General features: G+C 58.3%; 14 protein-coding genes and 2 pseudogenes. 2 read left to right on the top strand and 14 right to left on the bottom strand.

The window, feature by feature from the left end:
- The first annotated feature begins 2 nt into the window (after positions 1 to 2).
- Positions 3 to 1,667 (top strand): chaperonin GroEL, encoded by a 1,665-nt coding sequence (groL, locus tag NKJ64_RS28625; RefSeq protein ID WP_286460910.1) that lies wholly within the window; start codon positions 3 to 5, stop codon positions 1,665 to 1,667.
- Positions 1,668 to 2,510: 843 nt separating this feature from the next.
- On the opposite strand, the pseudogene NKJ64_RS28615 reads toward groL, so the two are convergent.
- The 14 genes and pseudogenes from NKJ64_RS28615 to NKJ64_RS28550 form a co-directional block, all read right to left on the bottom strand.
- Positions 2,511 to 2,669, bottom strand: a pseudogene (locus NKJ64_RS28615) (ATP-binding protein); the annotation flags it as partial.
- A gap of 172 nt (positions 2,670 to 2,841) precedes the next feature.
- Positions 2,842 to 3,378 carry a DDE-type integrase/transposase/recombinase gene (locus NKJ64_RS28610; RefSeq protein WP_198025870.1) on the bottom strand — a complete coding sequence of 179 codons (537 nt, stop codon included), beginning with the start codon at positions 3,376 to 3,378 and terminating at the stop codon, positions 2,842 to 2,844.
- A 306-nt stretch (positions 3,379 to 3,684) separates the two neighbouring features.
- Positions 3,685 to 4,371: a response regulator gene (locus NKJ64_RS28605; RefSeq protein WP_023679590.1), complete on the bottom strand. Its 687-nt coding sequence runs from the start codon at positions 4,369 to 4,371 to the stop codon at positions 3,685 to 3,687.
- 718 nt (positions 4,372 to 5,089) lie between these two features.
- Positions 5,090 to 6,130 carry a P-type DNA transfer ATPase VirB11 gene (virB11, locus tag NKJ64_RS28600; RefSeq protein WP_023673699.1) on the bottom strand — a complete coding sequence of 347 codons (1,041 nt, stop codon included), beginning with the start codon at positions 6,128 to 6,130 and terminating at the stop codon, positions 5,090 to 5,092.
- Positions 6,114 to 7,253 (bottom strand): type IV secretion system protein VirB10, encoded by a 1,140-nt coding sequence (gene virB10, locus NKJ64_RS28595; RefSeq protein WP_031203435.1) that lies wholly within the window; start codon positions 7,251 to 7,253, stop codon positions 6,114 to 6,116. The genes virB11 and virB10 overlap by 17 nt, the downstream gene beginning before the upstream one ends.
- Positions 7,246 to 8,130, bottom strand: coding sequence for a TrbG/VirB9 family P-type conjugative transfer protein (locus tag NKJ64_RS28590; protein ID WP_023690639.1), 885 nt, complete (start codon positions 8,128 to 8,130; stop codon positions 7,246 to 7,248). Before NKJ64_RS28590 ends, virB10 begins: the two co-directional genes overlap by 8 nt.
- Positions 8,127 to 8,840: a type IV secretion system protein VirB8 gene (locus NKJ64_RS28585; RefSeq protein ID WP_023707035.1), complete on the bottom strand. Its 714-nt coding sequence runs from the start codon at positions 8,838 to 8,840 to the stop codon at positions 8,127 to 8,129. The genes NKJ64_RS28590 and NKJ64_RS28585 overlap by 4 nt, the downstream gene beginning before the upstream one ends.
- Positions 8,837 to 8,995, bottom strand: a complete 159-nt coding sequence (locus NKJ64_RS28580; protein ID WP_081726271.1) for a type IV secretion system lipoprotein VirB7 — start codon at positions 8,993 to 8,995, stop codon at positions 8,837 to 8,839. The genes NKJ64_RS28585 and NKJ64_RS28580 overlap by 4 nt, the downstream gene beginning before the upstream one ends.
- A gap of 27 nt (positions 8,996 to 9,022) precedes the next feature.
- Positions 9,023 to 9,910, bottom strand: coding sequence for a type IV secretion system protein (locus NKJ64_RS28575; RefSeq protein WP_023673703.1), 888 nt, complete (start codon positions 9,908 to 9,910; stop codon positions 9,023 to 9,025).
- Between the two features lie 58 nt (positions 9,911 to 9,968).
- Positions 9,969 to 10,652, bottom strand: a complete 684-nt coding sequence (locus tag NKJ64_RS28570) for a TrbJ/VirB5 family protein (RefSeq protein WP_023673704.1) — start codon at positions 10,650 to 10,652, stop codon at positions 9,969 to 9,971.
- A 13-nt stretch (positions 10,653 to 10,665) separates the two neighbouring features.
- Positions 10,666 to 13,035, bottom strand: coding sequence for a type IV secretion/conjugal transfer ATPase VirB4 (virB4, locus tag NKJ64_RS28565; protein WP_023685155.1), 2,370 nt, complete (start codon positions 13,033 to 13,035; stop codon positions 10,666 to 10,668).
- Entirely contained in the window at positions 13,035 to 13,361 is a 327-nt protein-coding gene (locus tag NKJ64_RS28560) for a type IV secretion system protein VirB3 (protein ID WP_023673706.1), read from the bottom strand. The genes virB4 and NKJ64_RS28560 overlap by 1 nt, the downstream gene beginning before the upstream one ends.
- Positions 13,361 to 13,666, bottom strand: coding sequence for a pilin major subunit VirB2 (gene virB2 / locus NKJ64_RS28555; RefSeq protein ID WP_023673707.1), 306 nt, complete (start codon positions 13,664 to 13,666; stop codon positions 13,361 to 13,363). Before virB2 ends, NKJ64_RS28560 begins: the two co-directional genes overlap by 1 nt.
- 74 nt (positions 13,667 to 13,740) lie before the next feature.
- The gene (locus NKJ64_RS28550; protein ID WP_023673708.1) at positions 13,741 to 14,526 is read right to left on the bottom strand and encodes a type IV secretion system lytic transglycosylase VirB1; all 786 of its coding nucleotides are present in this window, start codon (positions 14,524 to 14,526) and stop codon (positions 13,741 to 13,743) included.
- A gap of 1,291 nt (positions 14,527 to 15,817) precedes the next feature.
- On the opposite strand from NKJ64_RS28550, the pseudogene virG reads away from it, so the two are divergent.
- Positions 15,818 to 16,115, top strand: a pseudogene (gene virG / locus NKJ64_RS28545) (two-component system response regulator VirG); the annotation flags it as partial.

Raw genomic sequence — 16,115 nt, 5'->3', positions numbered from 1 at the left:
AAATGGCTGCCAAAGACGTAAAATTCTCCCGCGACGCCCGCGAGCGCATGCTTCACGGCATCAACATCCTCGCCGACGCGGTGAAGGTGACCCTCGGTCCCAAGGGCCGCAACGTCGTCATCGACAAGTCGTTCGGCGCACCGCGCATCACCAAGGACGGCGTCACCGTCGCCAAGGAAATCGAACTTTCCGACAAGTTCGAAAACATGGGCGCGCAGATGATCCGCGAAGTTGCTTCGAAGACCAACGACATCGCCGGTGATGGCACCACGACCGCGACCGTCCTGGCGCAGTCGATCGTCCAGGAAGGTAACAAGGCCGTTGCCGCCGGCATGAACCCGATGGACCTGAAGCGCGGCATCGACCTGGCCGTGACCGAAGTGGTCGCGGCTCTCGGCAACGCTGCCAAGAAGATCAAGACCTCCGAGGAAGTTGCCCAGGTCGGCACGATCGCCGGCAATGGCGACGAGTCGGTCGGCAAGATGATCGCCGAAGCGATGCAGAAGGTCGGCAATGAAGGCGTCATCACGGTTGAAGAAGCCAAGACCGCCGAGACCGAGCTGGAAGTCGTCGAAGGCATGCAGTTCGACCGCGGCTATCTCTCGCCCTACTTCGTCACCAACGCCGACAAGATGGTTGCCGAGCTCGAGGACGTCTACATCCTCCTGCACGAGAAGAAGCTGTCCAACCTCCAGGCCATGCTGCCGGTTCTCGAAGCCGTCGTGCAGACCTCCAAGCCGCTGCTCATCATCTCGGAAGACGTCGAAGGCGAGGCTCTGGCCACGCTGGTCGTCAACAAGCTGCGCGGTGGCCTGAAGATCGCCGCCGTCAAGGCGCCGGGCTTCGGTGATCGCCGCAAGGCCATGCTGGAAGACATCGCCATCCTCACCGGTGGCCAGGTCATTTCGGAAGACCTCGGCATCAAGCTCGAGAATGTCGGCCTCAACATGCTCGGCCGCGCCAAGAAGGTGTCGATCTCCAAGGAGAACACCACCATTGTCGACGGCGCCGGCAAGAAGGACGAGATCCAGGGCCGCGTTGCCCAGATCAAGCAGCAGATCGAAGAGACCACGTCGGACTACGACAAGGAGAAGCTGCAGGAACGTCTGGCGAAGCTCGCGGGCGGCGTCGCGGTGATCCGCGTCGGCGGCGCGACGGAAGTCGAAGTCAAGGAAAAGAAGGACCGCGTCGACGACGCCCTCAACGCGACCCGTGCGGCCGTGGAAGAAGGCATCGTTGCAGGCGGCGGCGTCGCTCTCCTGCGCGCTTCGGCCAACATCAAGGTCACCGGCGTCAATGCCGACCAGGCTGCCGGAATCAACATCGTTCGCCGTGCACTGCAGGCTCCGGCCCGTCAGATCGCTTCGAACGCAGGTGCTGAAGCTTCGATCGTTGCCGGCAAGATCCTCGACAACAAGGGCGCGACCTACGGCTACAACGCCCAGACCGGCGAGTATGGCGACATGATCGCCATGGGCATCGTCGACCCGGTCAAGGTCGTTCGCACCGCTCTCCAGGACGCGGCCTCGGTCGCCGGCCTGCTCGTCACCACCGAAGCCATGATCGCGGAGGCTCCCAAGAAGGAGTCGGCCGGCGGCGGCATGCCTGGCGGCATGGGCGGCGGCGGCATGGGCGGCATGGGCGGCATGGGCGGTATGGATTTTTAATCCAGCCCCTATCAACTTACAGCGGACAGGGCGGCAGCAATGCCGCCCTTTCCTTGTGTGCCGAACATGATCGAAACCTTGGAGTGCGTCCCGAGGATCTCGTTCGAGCCTCACCGCATGGTCGAGAATTAGGATCTTGTCTGATCGAGCAATTCGCGGGCTCAACCTGGTCAAACCGGCGCCCCCTACGAACTGCCCGATCCTTGAGGATTCCGCTGCGCGACAATCACGATGATTCATTCAGTTGGTAGCTATAGGCGGTGAATCATGAGGGGCATTGAGGAGCGTGGCAAGGCGCCCATCTCGGCATTTAACTCCATCGAGCGTGATATCAGGGACAATTCTCTCATCGGAACCGGCGGCTGGCGTTGAAGGACCCGGTGAATCATCCTGATCTATAGTGGAGCAGACGCGCTCTGAGCCTCAAGAGCGTTTCCTCCTCTGAGTATCCTTGATCTGCCGCTGGACATTCTCGTTGATATTGCTGAGCGGCTCAGCCCGATGGATCTGCTGAGGATTTCGCACACAAATCAAGAGCTGCGTGTCGCCGCGATGATAGTCGCAACGCCTCAAGAAAGGCGGATTCAGGTTCAGGCCATCTGTGGCAGCCCTTGCACCGGGCTCCAGCAACGTCTCGTCGTCGTGGCCGAGGGGCCTCGTGACCCCGACGACTGCGCTTCGGCCTTGTGGGGCCTCGGAGCGGGCGTGGCAGCGCTTGCACCCGAGCTCCAGCGGCGTCTCATCCTCCTCGCCGAAGACCATTGCCCTGGAGGGCCTCGGAGCAGGCGTGGGTGGCGGACATAGCAGCCTGTCCCATACCTATGAATACGTTTGGCTGAAGCAGACCGATGGCTGCGCGTCGAAGCCGAAGCCGTCGAGTTCGCGGACAAACGGGAACTGCGCGATCTTGCTCGACATGAGCGTGTCGAGCTGGTCGCGGATCGCCGTCAACTTCAGCCGATCCAGGATTGCGATCAGCAGGTCATGATCTAGGGTCGTCATCACCAGCTCCCTCCGGCCACCGCTCCGTACTCGGCGAGTGGCCGCAGCAAGGTGGCCGGGGGTGATCTTGATCCGCTCGGCGCGCACCGGCCCTTCGAAGCCGGCAACGCCGACAAGAGGCTCTGTCGCAAACCTGGAAATGGGGTTGTGAACGGCCATTTCGGCCTGTCCGTCAGGCAGCGAGGAGATCGAAACAGCGATCGACAGACTTGTAGGCATACCTCGCCTGTCGCTTGCCCATCATGTGGATCATCTCGATGCCGGAGAGGATAACCACGTCGTTCGCATGCGACTTGAAGCCGAGCATGGATCGAATGCGGCTTGATACGCCGGTGATCCTGTTCGATCCGATTGTTGAGATGCCGGCTATTGCGGAGCGGATCGGCTTCAGCGGTCGCCGCGATCGCTGCCGCAGCCGGCTTTCAGCGTCGCAGGAAAGGATTGCTTCGTAATTGGTCTGGCTGCCGTCGATGACGATGCGCTCCGGCCGGCCATGGCGCGTCAGCGCCTTGCGGAGGAAGCGTTGGGCCGCCACCTGGTTACGGTTTTCGCTAAAGAAGAACTCGACCGTATCGCGGAGGATGTCGATAGCGCGGTAGAGATACCGCCGCGGACCTTGATGTACGTCTCGTTTGCTGCCGACCACACGCTTGCGCCGGTTGAAGCGCTCCAGCAGCTGCGGCGAGAAGTGGGCGACCCAGCGATGCACAGTGGAGTGGTCGACCTCCAACGCGTTCGGCCATCATCTCTTCCAGATCGCGCAGGCTCAGAGTGTAGGCCAGGTACCAGCGCACGCACAGCAGGATCACCGACTGGTCGAAATGGCGGCCCTTGAACATCACGTGCTCCTCCACAGCTGAGGCGTTTTTCTTGCCATGCTCGCTTACAAAAAGGTTTGCGACAGAGCCGTTCGAACCGCATGCCGACACCATCGTCAAGGGCGGCCGCGGTGTCCATTATGGCCACAAGCTCAACCTGACGACGGCAGGCAGTCTGTTCTTTCAATTTAGACCAACTATGCGGATGCCGCCTCAGTCAATTCAAGAATGTAACCAATGCCGCGCATGGTCGTGATACGTGGCGTTGCACCTGACCTACTCAGGTGTCCACGTAAGCGATAGATTCCGACTTCAAGCGCGTTGGCAGATACCTCGTCGTTGAACGAATAGAGGTGATCTTCCAACTGCGCACGAGGCACGATGCGGCCTGCACGGATAAGCAGATGCTCTAAAATACATAGTTCGCGGCGTGCGATCTTCAGAGGATGACCCGAGACGGAAACCTGTCGGCCGATCGGATCGAAATTGAGATTGCCAAATACAACGATGGGGTCGGTCACCTGTGTCGACCGGCGCAGAATGGCTCTCATTCTGGCGATGAGCTCATCGAAAGAGACGGGCTTGAGCAGAAAGTCGTCCGCGCCACCGTTGAAAATTGCAATCCGCTTCTCGAGATCGTTGATGCTACTCATAATGAGGGTTGGAACTGAATGCCCGTTGCTCCTTAGCTGTCTCAGCCAGCCCAAGCCATCGCCATCTGGCAGAGCCAACTCCAGCAGGAGAATTTCATAGGTTGCGCAACAAAATGCCCTCGACGCCTGTTCCAGGTTGCCAACTACATCAACGGCAAAACCGCTATCCCCGAGCGCAACTCGCACAGCGCGCGTAAGATCCACATGATGATCAATGAGCAGCGTTCGCATTTCACGTCCTATCAAGGTCGGACAGGTCACCGTCCGCTGTAAGACCGGGGCGACAGCGGAAGTCGCGCAACTCTTCGTAGTGTTCGTAACGCTCTTTCCGATGGGTGATCGCGGGAGCATGCAAGCCGCACGCCTGCAATAGTCGGGGATGGAACACGTGAAGACCTGTTGACGGGCTGAAACCGTCGGTCGGCCAGCCCACAATGCCACCGACTCTGCCTGCGATTTCTCTGCGCATCGATCCTCCTATGGGTTGCGTCGCAAACTCCAGCTGAGGTCGCAAGGGCAGGTTGCGGCTTTGTTCATTGAGAGGACCCCCTGGAGGCAATACCAGGAGGATTCCCTATATGGCACTTCCCGATTTACCACCGGTCATTCCGAACCACGTTCGGCGTCTTTGAAGACATTCATTGAGCGCGGCTAGGTAAATCAAGGGTACGACCTGCCGGGTGTCGGTGCCGCTTTTGAAGCAGGCATCGGCACCAGCTCGGTGAGCGTCGCCCGCGCAATTCAGCGGACGCGCTCGATACACCCAGTCGAATCGTGCCGCGACTTGCCGCGCCGACAGGGCGCCCGAAGACTTCAGACTTGTGACCGAAGGTCTACGCCCAGTCCTCCTCCCATTATCCACCTCCCTCAAATCAAAGTGGAGGTTCAATCTGAACAAATTACGCCATCGTATCACAAACGACTTACCGTTCCCCGACGTGCTCTAGCCTTAGTGCTTGTTAAGAAGGTCGGCTACTGTCTCTCCGCGTCGCCGGGCATCGGCGGCGAGCCACACCTCCCCCACCTCATACACGTCGCCGTGGGTACTGAACGGCACAATGACGTCAATGGCAGCCGACAGCAGGTCAAGAAGCGTGTGGTCTTCCACAGCAGCTCCTTGCGGGCTGCTCTTGACGAGTGAAAAGAGCTTTTTAAAGCCTTGGACCGGATCCGCCCCATGAATCGTTGATATTGATCCCGCATGGCCGGAGACGACTTCGCTAAGGTAGGCCCAAGCAGCATCATCGCGCATCTCGCCAAGCAATATTCGATCAGGGCGCATGCGCAAGCTGGCTTGCAACAGTTGCTCGGCTGTCACCGCACCTACGCTTGCTCGGTCCTTCGGATAGAGTAATCGGACATGGTTCTCGTGCGGGATTGCAAGTTCGAGCGTGTCCTCGATACTTATCAGCCTCTCTTGCGGGGGTATAGCGTTGATCAAAGTCTTGCTCATTGTCGTTTTGCCGCTTCCAGTAGGTCCGCAAAGCAGCATCGTGAGCCGCCCGCAAACGCATGCTCGCAAAAATTGCTCCAAGTCACCATGGTCGTAGTGCTGAAGAATCGTTTCGTCCTGCCGCTCTTGGCGCTCCTTTCGTGACCGCCATTGATTCCAACGCGAGTATTCGTAGCGAGAAGAAACTTCCTTGAGTTCGGTCACACGACTTGAGGGACGCCGTATCGTCAGGCTTATTGTTCCTGAGGGAACAGCGGGCGGCAAACAGATCTGCAGCCGCTCTCCGTTCGGCAGCTCAGTCGCACAGAGGGGGCTTTGCGGTCCGACATCTTGCTTGCGCAGCGCTCCAGCGAGGATCGCGATGTCCTCCAGATCGTCATAAGATAGCGGTAGCGGATGTTTCGTGAAAACGCCGGCCTGTCGGACAAAGGCTTCCCCAGGCCGGTTGATAGCGACCTCTTCGGTCCTTGGCTCCTCAAGCCATTTCAAGACAGGGTTGAGAAGCAAACGCAATTGAGGGTCAGCCTCCGGTCGCATTGTTGTCTCTCCGGCGTTGGCGATGTTGGGGGGCTGGCGCCACGGCGATCGGTCTAAGATCGTATACATCTGAGAAATCGAGGTCCCGAGCCACAAAGATCGATACAGCATCTCCCTGGTTTTTCTTCAGAGTTGGCGGAACGTTGATCGTTGCTCTAAGGGTCGTGTCAACGGCTTGTCCGGCGTTGCTCTGGAAGCTGTTGATGCCGCTTCCTCCACCTGAGCTGCCAGCGTATTGACCGGCGGCCTGAAACGCGCCTTGAATGACGCTCATGAGCATTGCTCCACCAAAGCGCTGCCAGAAGTGATTATCCACCGTGCCAGGCATTCCGGAGCGGCCGAGCTCGTCAGCGCCCGGCGACGCTAGCGAAACGAGGGCATGGTCAGGCGTTTCGATGCGCGTCCACAGCACGAAGACACGCGCATCCCCCTGTTGGAGACCACGCTGGATCTCGCCAATCACGGTCGTCCCGCGATCCAAAAGCACCACGTTGTTGGTGGCGCCGCGGACGTCTTTAGGTAAGACGCACTTCACATAACCCGGTAAATTTGTGTCGACTGCCGTTTGCAAAATGCAGGGTATTATCGTTCCTTGGGTAATCACGAGATCAGGGTGCGGCAAAAGTGTGGCCCGGCTTGGCTCCTGTATATCTGGCTTCAATCGCCTCGTCAGATCGCCAGCCTCTGAAATCTCATGCGAGGTCGCGGGAGCATCCCTATGGTTGTCTTCGCTCCGCTGACCGTCGTTGGGCATTTGACCGCTGCCACTGTAGGCGAAAATTGGTGTTTCCTCCGGCGGCGGATCAGCTGGCGCCGGAGGCGGCATGGATGGCGCAGGATCTCCTGCCTGCGCCGCCTGTACGGGTGCTGGAGCTTCGGGAGCAATCTCAATCGGCACGGGGCGGAATGGCTCGGCGTCGGCGACAATTGCAGGTTTTGGCTGAGTTGGCTCGTCTTGTGTGCTGGGACGACCGCCGAGCCAGATGAGCGATAGAGATGAGATGAGAACAAGTGCAGCGATGGCCAACTTCTGCAATCCCGAAACATGCCGGCGGGCCGGCTCCGAGACCATCGATCCTGAGGCATGGACATCATGTCCCGACTGTGGGCCGGTTTCATTCATCGGCCGGGCCTTTCAAAACGCGCCACACGTCGGGTGTCACTGTACCGGTCCCTGGCGCTCGTCCCACAGGGTCATAAGCCCTGTTGAAAATGGACAAGACCGTATTGCCATCTCTCAGACGCCATTCCCGGGCGACTGCGGATACTTCAACATAGTCTCCTTTGACCGTGTAATTGGCAGCGGCTTCCTTGCCGTCGGGATTGATAATGTAGAGGGAGGGTATGCGGGAATTGCTTGCGAAGCCAAATACGGTGGTAAAGCCATTATCGAAAACTTCCAGCGGCGCCAGCGATCGATCGCCCTTTGCGACGTAGTGAAAATTGCTTTCGTCCGGACTGGTAGTTGCGGCGGGCCGATTCAACAAATCCTGAACTCTCTCGTCGCGCAGCACTTTCGCCCGGGCCTGACCAAGAATCGAGCGCCTTTCTGCGTCCTTTCTCTGAGCAGCAGCGTCATCAGCAGGATAGGTGAACTGCACACTGTAGTATAGGTCAGGTTGCTTCTCATCGAGTTTTGGCATCGCTCTCGTTGAAATACTGAAGACGTATCTCCGTGTACCGGACTCACTCTCGGCCAGCACAATGACGGGCTGCGGCGGGAGCATCCGGCTAGCCTTAAAAAAGAGATAGTTGGCGCGCGGGAGCGCAGCCAGGTCTTTGCTATTGGAAACGGCCACGGCTGCGACTGTCTCGTTGGCCGCGAATGTGACAACCAGCGTTGCCCCCACTGCGGTAGACAGGCGCACCACTTCGTCAGGACGGTAAGCCAGGTAGCGCATGCGCGCATCATGCTTGCCGGCAAGTGGTGTGTCTTCCGCGGACGCTTCCATCGTTAAGAAGAGTGAACAGACCAGCGCGAGAAACGCTCTTTTTGTCATGGCTGCACATAGCCCAGGTTCGATACGCTATCTTCCGAGCTTTGATAGGAAGCGACGAGTAGACCTCCCGGATTGGTGAGCCTCGATTGCCCAGGCAGACCCGTCAAGCGCTCGTAGCGGATGGTAGCTGTCCAGGTGGTCACTATCGGCATCTGCCCATCGACAACAAGCGTACGTTTGTAACGGATCTGTTGAACGTCCGGACTGATGTCGTTTGAAGAAATATGCCCGACCTCGAGCTTGCCGCGTTTGCCGACCGTGACTTGCGGCGAGGTGGGATTCGGATAGTTGAAGAAATCTTGATATTGCTGTCGCACAGCCGGCGCGCTGAAACTGGATACGAGGTCATAGGCGTATTGGGCTGTATCTGCTGTGTACCCCTCGCGCAGGCGTACATATTCCCACAGCGAAGCATTTATGACGGCTCGGTCTTGGGTTGCCGGCAGTCGAGAGACTGACACTTCGCTGTCGACGGTCCCATCCGGCCGGACCCAGAGGAACACAGGTACGAGCTTGGCCAACGGGACCATGGCAGCAATGGTAAATGCCTGTGCAACATTTCCTAGGACCGCCGCTGCGGCAAAGGCTATCAGGGCCTTTGACAGGCGCCGCGCAGACTTCGCTCGTGAAGTTTGAAACGCTTCCACCTTCTTATAGTGGGCGGCTAGCGTTTCTCTCTCCACCAGAAGGGCATGTTCAGGAACTTTCACTTTGGCTCTTCCGCGCATTCGACCCGAAGATCCTCAGGGGTGGTTTCCCATTGTCCCACGTTCAGTTGGAATGGGGCACCCGCGCATGTCGCAAGCCCATGGCTCGTCTTGCAGGCGGCCAAAGCGAGGATTGACAGAAGTAGGCAATATTTCATGTTTTTGGCACCGAGCTTGTCGATTGATTAAGCACCCGCCGTTTTGGCAAAGTGGCGATTGAGGCTGTTAAGAGGTCGGTTCGCACCTCCCCAAGAGCCGCCGGCGATGCTGCTGGCGATCGTCGGAAGCGCGACGATCAGAGCGTCACCAGCTAGGAAAAGCATGTCGAGCTCGTAAAGCCCGATGATCTTGGCTGCTGTCGTGCCCGAGAATTTGATCATCAAAAGCATGGCTGCCAGCGAGACTGCTTCGGCAGCGATTACTATCGTTGCAACGATGTTGAGGAGGAGAAGCAGCAGCCCGTACGAGAGCAGTTGGCCGATCCATCTGGTGGCTATGTCTCGAGTGTGATCAAAAAGGTAGCCTACAAGGACCAGGGGGCCGATCGTCAAGAGCACCTTCGTCAGAATTCCAACGGCATCGTAGATCTCGAACGCTGTCCACAGCGCGCCGTAGAAAATCCATTGCGCTCCCTCGAAAGCAAGTATGTCCTGGCCGTTCATAGGCCCAATTTCGGAAGCAATCAGCTGAAAGACATACTGGCTTGAAGCAAACATGAGATCGAGCTTCTGGGGGATTCCGATGAAGGGCAAGTCGCTGCCACTGATGTCGTGAGCCAACCTCGGAATCGTGTCGTCGAAGAGCGCTTCAATGTACTGCTGATAGTTGGCCTGCCCTAAGATAAGGGCGACGACAATCGACACCATGATTACGCGCGAGATACCCCCGCGCGCATCGACTTGACCACGCATGACCAGACAGCCTTGGATTATTATCCAGAGCGTGACACACGCAACCAGAGGCGCACTGACCGCCGCTTGGACGTTTTCAAGCACTTTGTGCAGCCCGGACGTGAAGGCCCCATGAAAGATCGTGTGTATAGTCGTGAATGGCGCGGGAATTTTGAAATTCATGGCGTGAGCCTGATGTGTCCCTGATCAGCGCAGCTGAGCCTGATGAACTCTGTGTGGTTTACGGGAGGATGCTAAACATATTAGCGGTGTCCTGATGTTCGCGACGCTGCGTGGCGGCCTCCTCCACGGCGTGAAGGCTCCCTTGTGCAGTGGCCATTGTCAGCAGACTCGTGGCCTGGACATTTTGGATCATCGCATCGTGAATCTGCTTGAGGACCAGACCGTTGGTCACGGTGGCCTGCATAATATTTCCCGAGCGGGAAAGCTGACCAAGCGTGCCGGCGTTATCCTTAAGGCGCTTGTCCATCATGCCCAAAGTGTCGGCTGCAATAGCTGCGGCATTGGCGGCCCCGGCGATTTGTCCCTGTAACAGTTTCGCTTCTGAATCGGTGCCGTTGACTATCCGATTTGGGTCCTTCGCAATGTTACGGGCCATAATCGAAGCTGGCGCCCGAGCATCAAACATCTGCTCCTCCAGCTTATTGCTCGACGGGTAGTGATTTCCTTGGTTAAGTGAGCTTAGCAGTCCCGTGACAGCGAATGACGACGTTAGAATTGTCACCATTTCAATCGTGGTAGCGAGCGTCTCGATTGACCTCTCAAGGATCGCCGCATTGGAAAGCGCTGTTAAGGTCGCTTGTGTTTCTGTTACAGGGTCGCTGACGATAAATTGCGAACGGGCCTGTCCGTGAAGCAGAAGGGAAGCAGCAAGGGTCGTTACTGCAAGTTTGGCAAATTTCATGAATATTCCTCCGTCAGTCTTGAACTTCGTGGTACCGGGCCATGAACTTGTCGAGCCACCCACTTGGGGCGTCTCCGTGCTGGTTACGAAGCTGGTCGGCAAAGCGCACTGTGTTGGCCCGCCCCGAGAGTACGGCTACGTACTCGCGCATCTGCCCAAGATCGAATTCGCAAACAATACTCCCGCTATCGCGCTTGAGCAAAAACTTGCGGCTGCCGATTGCCATTCCCTGGCGGATTGCCTCGAACTCCTGCGCAGTGCACTTCAAGCCATCGACATACGCAGAGCGGTCCGCCGTCGGTGATGGGTAGAAAATTTTCGTCATACATTGCGCAACGAGACTAGCTCCGAGAGGCGATTCCAGAACGTGTTCAGGCTGCTGCGTTGCGAGTATCAACATGCCGTTGTTTTTGCGGACCGTGAGCAAGAACTTGTCGATAACGGCCGAGAATTGGGGGTTGAGTAGATAGAATCGAAATTCGTCGCAGCTCATGACGAACCGACGACCATCGACGATAGCGCCCACTCGATGCAGAAGGTATGCGGCGGCCGGTGCACAGACCTCCTCATATTCCAGGAGCTGCGTCATGTCGAAGCCCGTAATGGAGGCATCCAGCCTTACTTCGTCCACGTCGCCGTCAAAGGCCCATCCAAGCGCCCCCCCTCTACACCACCGCTGCAGCCGTGCTCCTGCGCCCTCGGAGGGGCTGTGCAATAGGAACTCGCGCAGGCCCGCAAGTGAGCGCATAGGGGGTTCGAACGAAAGCTGACGAACAATGCCGCGTTCCAGCCGACGGCTTTCCTCCGGCGAGATCGGACCACGGCCGTCACTCTCGATCAGGGCCATCAACCACTCGCGCAGAAAGTCCCGGGAGGCGGAGGTGTTGTCCAGTCCACGCAGAGGGGCCAAGCCGCTCGGAGCGCCTCTGCGCAACGCAAGATATGTCCCTCCCGTGGCTCGCACCAGCAGTTCACCACCCCGATCCTTGTCGAAGAAGACGATCGCACCATTGCGATCGACCAAGCTTTGCTCAAGCATCGCGAGGACAAAGGTCATCAGCGTCGTCTTGCCTTTGCCAACGGGCCCGAATATTGCCGTCATGCCGACGTCATTCTCATGGGGGATGTAGTCGAAAGAAGTTCCACCGTTTGTGCGAAAGCGCGCAACAGCATTGCCCCAGTGGCCGGAACTGGAACCGCTTGGGAAGTTCTCAAATGAGACGAGCCCGGCAAAATTGTGTGAGGTGATCGCCCCCGGGCGCGTGCGCCACCTGTTGTTCCCCGGAAGTTGGGACCAATATGCGGCCTCCATGCCGATGCCCTCTTGGACGATAACGGCGCCCGCGTCGGCCAGCCGTGCGCGGGCACTTGCTGCGCGATCTGCAAGGCTATTGAGGCTGTCGGCATAGACGCACAGGCTCAGATGATGCGAACCCATCACGAATTCGTTGCTTGCCAGTGCGTCCTCTGCCTCGGCAAGTTCATTGATCTGGGTGAGAGCCTTGTCGCCGGCACTCGTCATCTGGCTGGACTTAAGGCTTAGTTTGGCATGAGCTTGTGGGCGAGTGAGGAAGGAAAAGCTCTGGCTCAGGACAAGCGGGAAGTTGGCGGACAGCAAGGAATTTAGCATGCCCGGCCGCGTCGTCGCCGGATATTCACGGAACGAAAACAATGATCCGACGGAGCTATCCCCGGGCCTTCGAATCTCAAGCGCCCGCTTCCCGCAGATGACCTGGTCAGTGTAGATCGAGGCGCCAAGTGAGCCGGTAACCATCGGAACCGGAAGAAACCGGCAAGTCATCATGAGCCGAAGCGCCTCGCCGATTTCCGTGAAGAGCACGTTGCCTTTCTCACGAATGCCCAACCGGCGCAGACCGTAACCGCCGAGTGCGCCAGCAGTGATGTGCCAGAGGTCTTCCAGGCTCCGCATTTGGGTGGCTAGATCGTGCTCATTCCGTCTGCGGGACTTGGCAATCCGCAAGCCGATCTTGCCGATTGCGGTGCGGGGGGACACGATCAAAGTGAGGAAGTGATCGTTGCGAAAGAGCTTTCCCGACAGCACACGACGCTCGTAGGCCTCGCTCAGACTGCCAGCGAATGCACTTTGAAACTGGCGCGGCGCCGGCGCCGGCACATCGTTGTGTCTCACAAGATGAGCGTATATCGAGACATTGTCATCGGCGATGTTGCGCAAGAGAGTGTTGAACGCGCGGCAGCGCGAGTTGCGCATCTCAGCGTCTTCCAAATCAAAGGGCACACCGTTCACATGTGCCATGGCCATGATCGATCCGTCTTCCAGAAGGACAACCTGATCGCTTACGTGACCAACATACGGAAGGTAGATCTCGCCAGACCTCTCGGTCCGGCCGCTGGCGCCGAACATTACACCATTCCTCTTCCGCGTTTCGGCACTCTGATCGGATTGGCGCTGACGCTTGCGCCTCCCCAGACCGGCCCGTCCACGCTTCTGCCGGCCGTCTGCAAATAGAGCAGCACGACGCTTGCCGCGTTATAGTCACGCTCAACAACCAGCCGTGCTCCGAACCAGAGTGGCACGAGAACGATTTCGTAGAGCGGGTTCTGAAGGATAATGATAACAAGCCCAGCCAACATCATGAGCAATCCGGCCAGCGTCAGCGGCACCCCCAGAAACAGTGCGGGGCGCGTCGCCGCCACATAGAGGGTGCTCACTTCCAACCGGTCGCTCATCAGCCGCCGCCTATGAGCGCCTTGCCCAGGAAGCTGGCCCCGAACATGATGACGATCCCTCCAACGACACCCGCAACCAGGCCAAGTGAAGCACGACCGAACATCCAAGAGATACCGATGGCTACGAGCCCGAGCACGGCCAGTGATTGTCCAAAGGGGCCAAGTATGAACGTGCAGATATTCTGGACCATCTTGGCAGGATCCGTCCCTCCGGTCACCTGAGCCGCGGCTGGCCCGCTGTAGAAGACCGTCCACGCCGCGCCTGCAGCAGCGGCCGGTACATATTCAGCCGCCATGCGCAGCATGGAAAAAGGCGAAGGAACACGCGTTTTAAGCGCACGAAGTATCTTGAGTGGCGTCATCATTGCATCTCCATGTTTCAATCGAATACGAGTTTGTTCGGGTTCGAGGGTTCCCGTGCTTTCGCAGCCTGGCTGCCTGTCGGATCGGAGGGATCGGCCCCGGAGCGGTCTGGCTGATACGAGCCCCAGATGTCCCAAGAATCTTGGTTGGGCTGCTTCTTTCTATTGGCCTGTTGGCTCTGCTGGAGCAGAGGCGGCACGGCTTTCCGACCGGGTGCCTCAAGGTGCGGCACATCTCGAGCAGTCGGCTCCAGCGTTCTCTCAAGGAGACTTGAGATGTCCTTTGCGGCCGACTCGACCTTGCGTACATAACCGTTGGCGAAGCCATGCGTGACGTCGCCCGTGTTATAGGCCGAGATGGCACGGCGAAGCGCCAGTTGCTGTGCCACAGCAGTGGTGCCGCCGGCATACCGGCTTTCAAGCAGGTGGGCGGCAGCCGAAAGCGAGGCGCAGGGCTCGAAAGCCCTTTCCGGCGTGAGATTGAGCATGGCAAAGTTCTTGCTGTTTATCTGCATCAATCCAACATCGACAGAATGTTGTGCTTCGAGGCGTTCCTTGATGCCCCGCGTGGCTTCCAGGTGGTCTATCCAGCGAAGCTGCTCACCTGTGGTGTTGTCATGAGCCACCAGCGTTTCAAAGCCACTTTCAATCTTGGCAATCGCGGCCAGGGTGGACGGCGCAACCCAGGGGGCGCATTTGCGCGACAGGCTGCGGAACTCACGCGGAGAAAGTGGCGCGGGCTCGGCTGGGAGTGACATGGATGTCATCAGGACGATGGCCAGCGGCCAAGCTGCAATAAACATTCCCTATCACCTACCTTTCCAAGCCGCCGGACGGGTTCTGGCCCTGTCCGGCACGCGCTTATCGGGGAGGTTTGTTACTGTGTGATGTTCAAGTTCAGCTTTTCGGTTTCAATTGAAGCAAAGACCGTGTTCGTATCAGCGTGGGTGAGCATCTTGCGCATGCGTGGGTGGCGCGGGCCCGATCAGCCAGCGACATCCGGAGCATCTTGGTACAATGACTCCTTTACAGGATTGCTCGTCCCGGCCGTCCGTTGCTCCTGGAGTGTGGGCCGCGACTTTGGCGTCATGGACGGTACTTCTGTCAGCGCCAAGCCAAGGACAAAATGGGGAGCTTGGCGGGCTTGTTCAGGCTCGGGATCACCGTGGGGAATCGACTAAGGCGATAAAGCGGCCCAACTTTGCCGGTATGCTGCCGGTCCTTAAAGAGCAGCCATGCGCGGCCCTGCATACTCAGATCATTGCTTGAGACGCGAGCTCGTCCGCGAAGCTGGCTCGAAGGCGCAAATCCGCGGCGGCGAGGGTCAACTGGGAAGACGTGGCGGCGCAGCCCATCCTGGTGCGAGCCTCGTTCAGCTGTTCGGCCGCCGCCGCCAAAGGGTGGATCATGCACAGTCCCATCGGCAGATAACCGCACGTCATTGACGCAGTCCGACGGCGCAATGGACAAGCATAGTGACACGCTCAAGATGGAGGAGTTGCAGTAACTGAGAAATGTTAGCCCGGACGTTCACCGCAACCGGCGACCTGCCGGTCGCCGAACAGCATTTGAGGCCGCCGGCCACCTTGGACGAAGCCGGCTTGGCAGGAGACACACTATTTTGCACAAGGCCGCTGCAGCGAATCACGGTCTTCTTCCGCCGACCGCCTCTCCGATCAAGCCAAACGCCGCGCTGCTCAACCATGTCCGAGCTGGATCCACGAGCCGGATGATATCGAGATGATCCAGGTCCGCAAACTCCAGGATGACCAGGATGCAAGGGCATAGCAGGAAACTTGGCATCCATGAGGTCGAACTTGAGTGATATTGGCAGGCCTGCACCAACGGGGGAGCTCGAAGCGAAAAAGCGAAGGACCACACGGCAGGGTCATGTCGGCGCTGGGACCTGTCTGGTGGCCACGGGCTGCCTTGGTGCGGTCAATTCGCTGGGGATGAAAAGAACAGGACGAGCACGGCCTCACATTGGCCGCACGCAACGGCGAGTGGTATCAAGGAGCAGCTGTTCTGGGTCGGTGCCCCAGGGTTGCTCGGCAACAGGTTTAGACAAGGGGATTCAAGATTGAAGGTGTGCCGTTGAAACATGTTCTTGTCATTGACGATGATGCCGCAATGCGGCGCCTCATCGCCGAGTATCTCACGATGCATGCCCTGAAGGTAACCGCAGTCCACGATAGCAAGCAGTTTGACTATGTTCTTTCACGTGAGCCAGTCGATCTCGTGGTTGTTGACCTTAACCTAGGCCGGGAGGATGGACTTGCGATCGTCCGCAATCTGGCGACAAAATCAGATGTTCCTATCATAGTGATCAGCGGCGACCGGCTTGATGAGGCGGAAAAAGTGGTTGCACTGGAGCTCGGCGCAACCGATTTCA

The sequence above is a fragment of the Mesorhizobium sp. M0062 genome (genome assembly GCF_040323125.1).
Taxonomy (GTDB): domain Bacteria; phylum Pseudomonadota; class Alphaproteobacteria; order Rhizobiales; family Rhizobiaceae; genus Mesorhizobium.
Note: the sequence above shows the minus strand (reverse complement) of the source record. Positions and strands in the feature narration are given on the sequence as shown.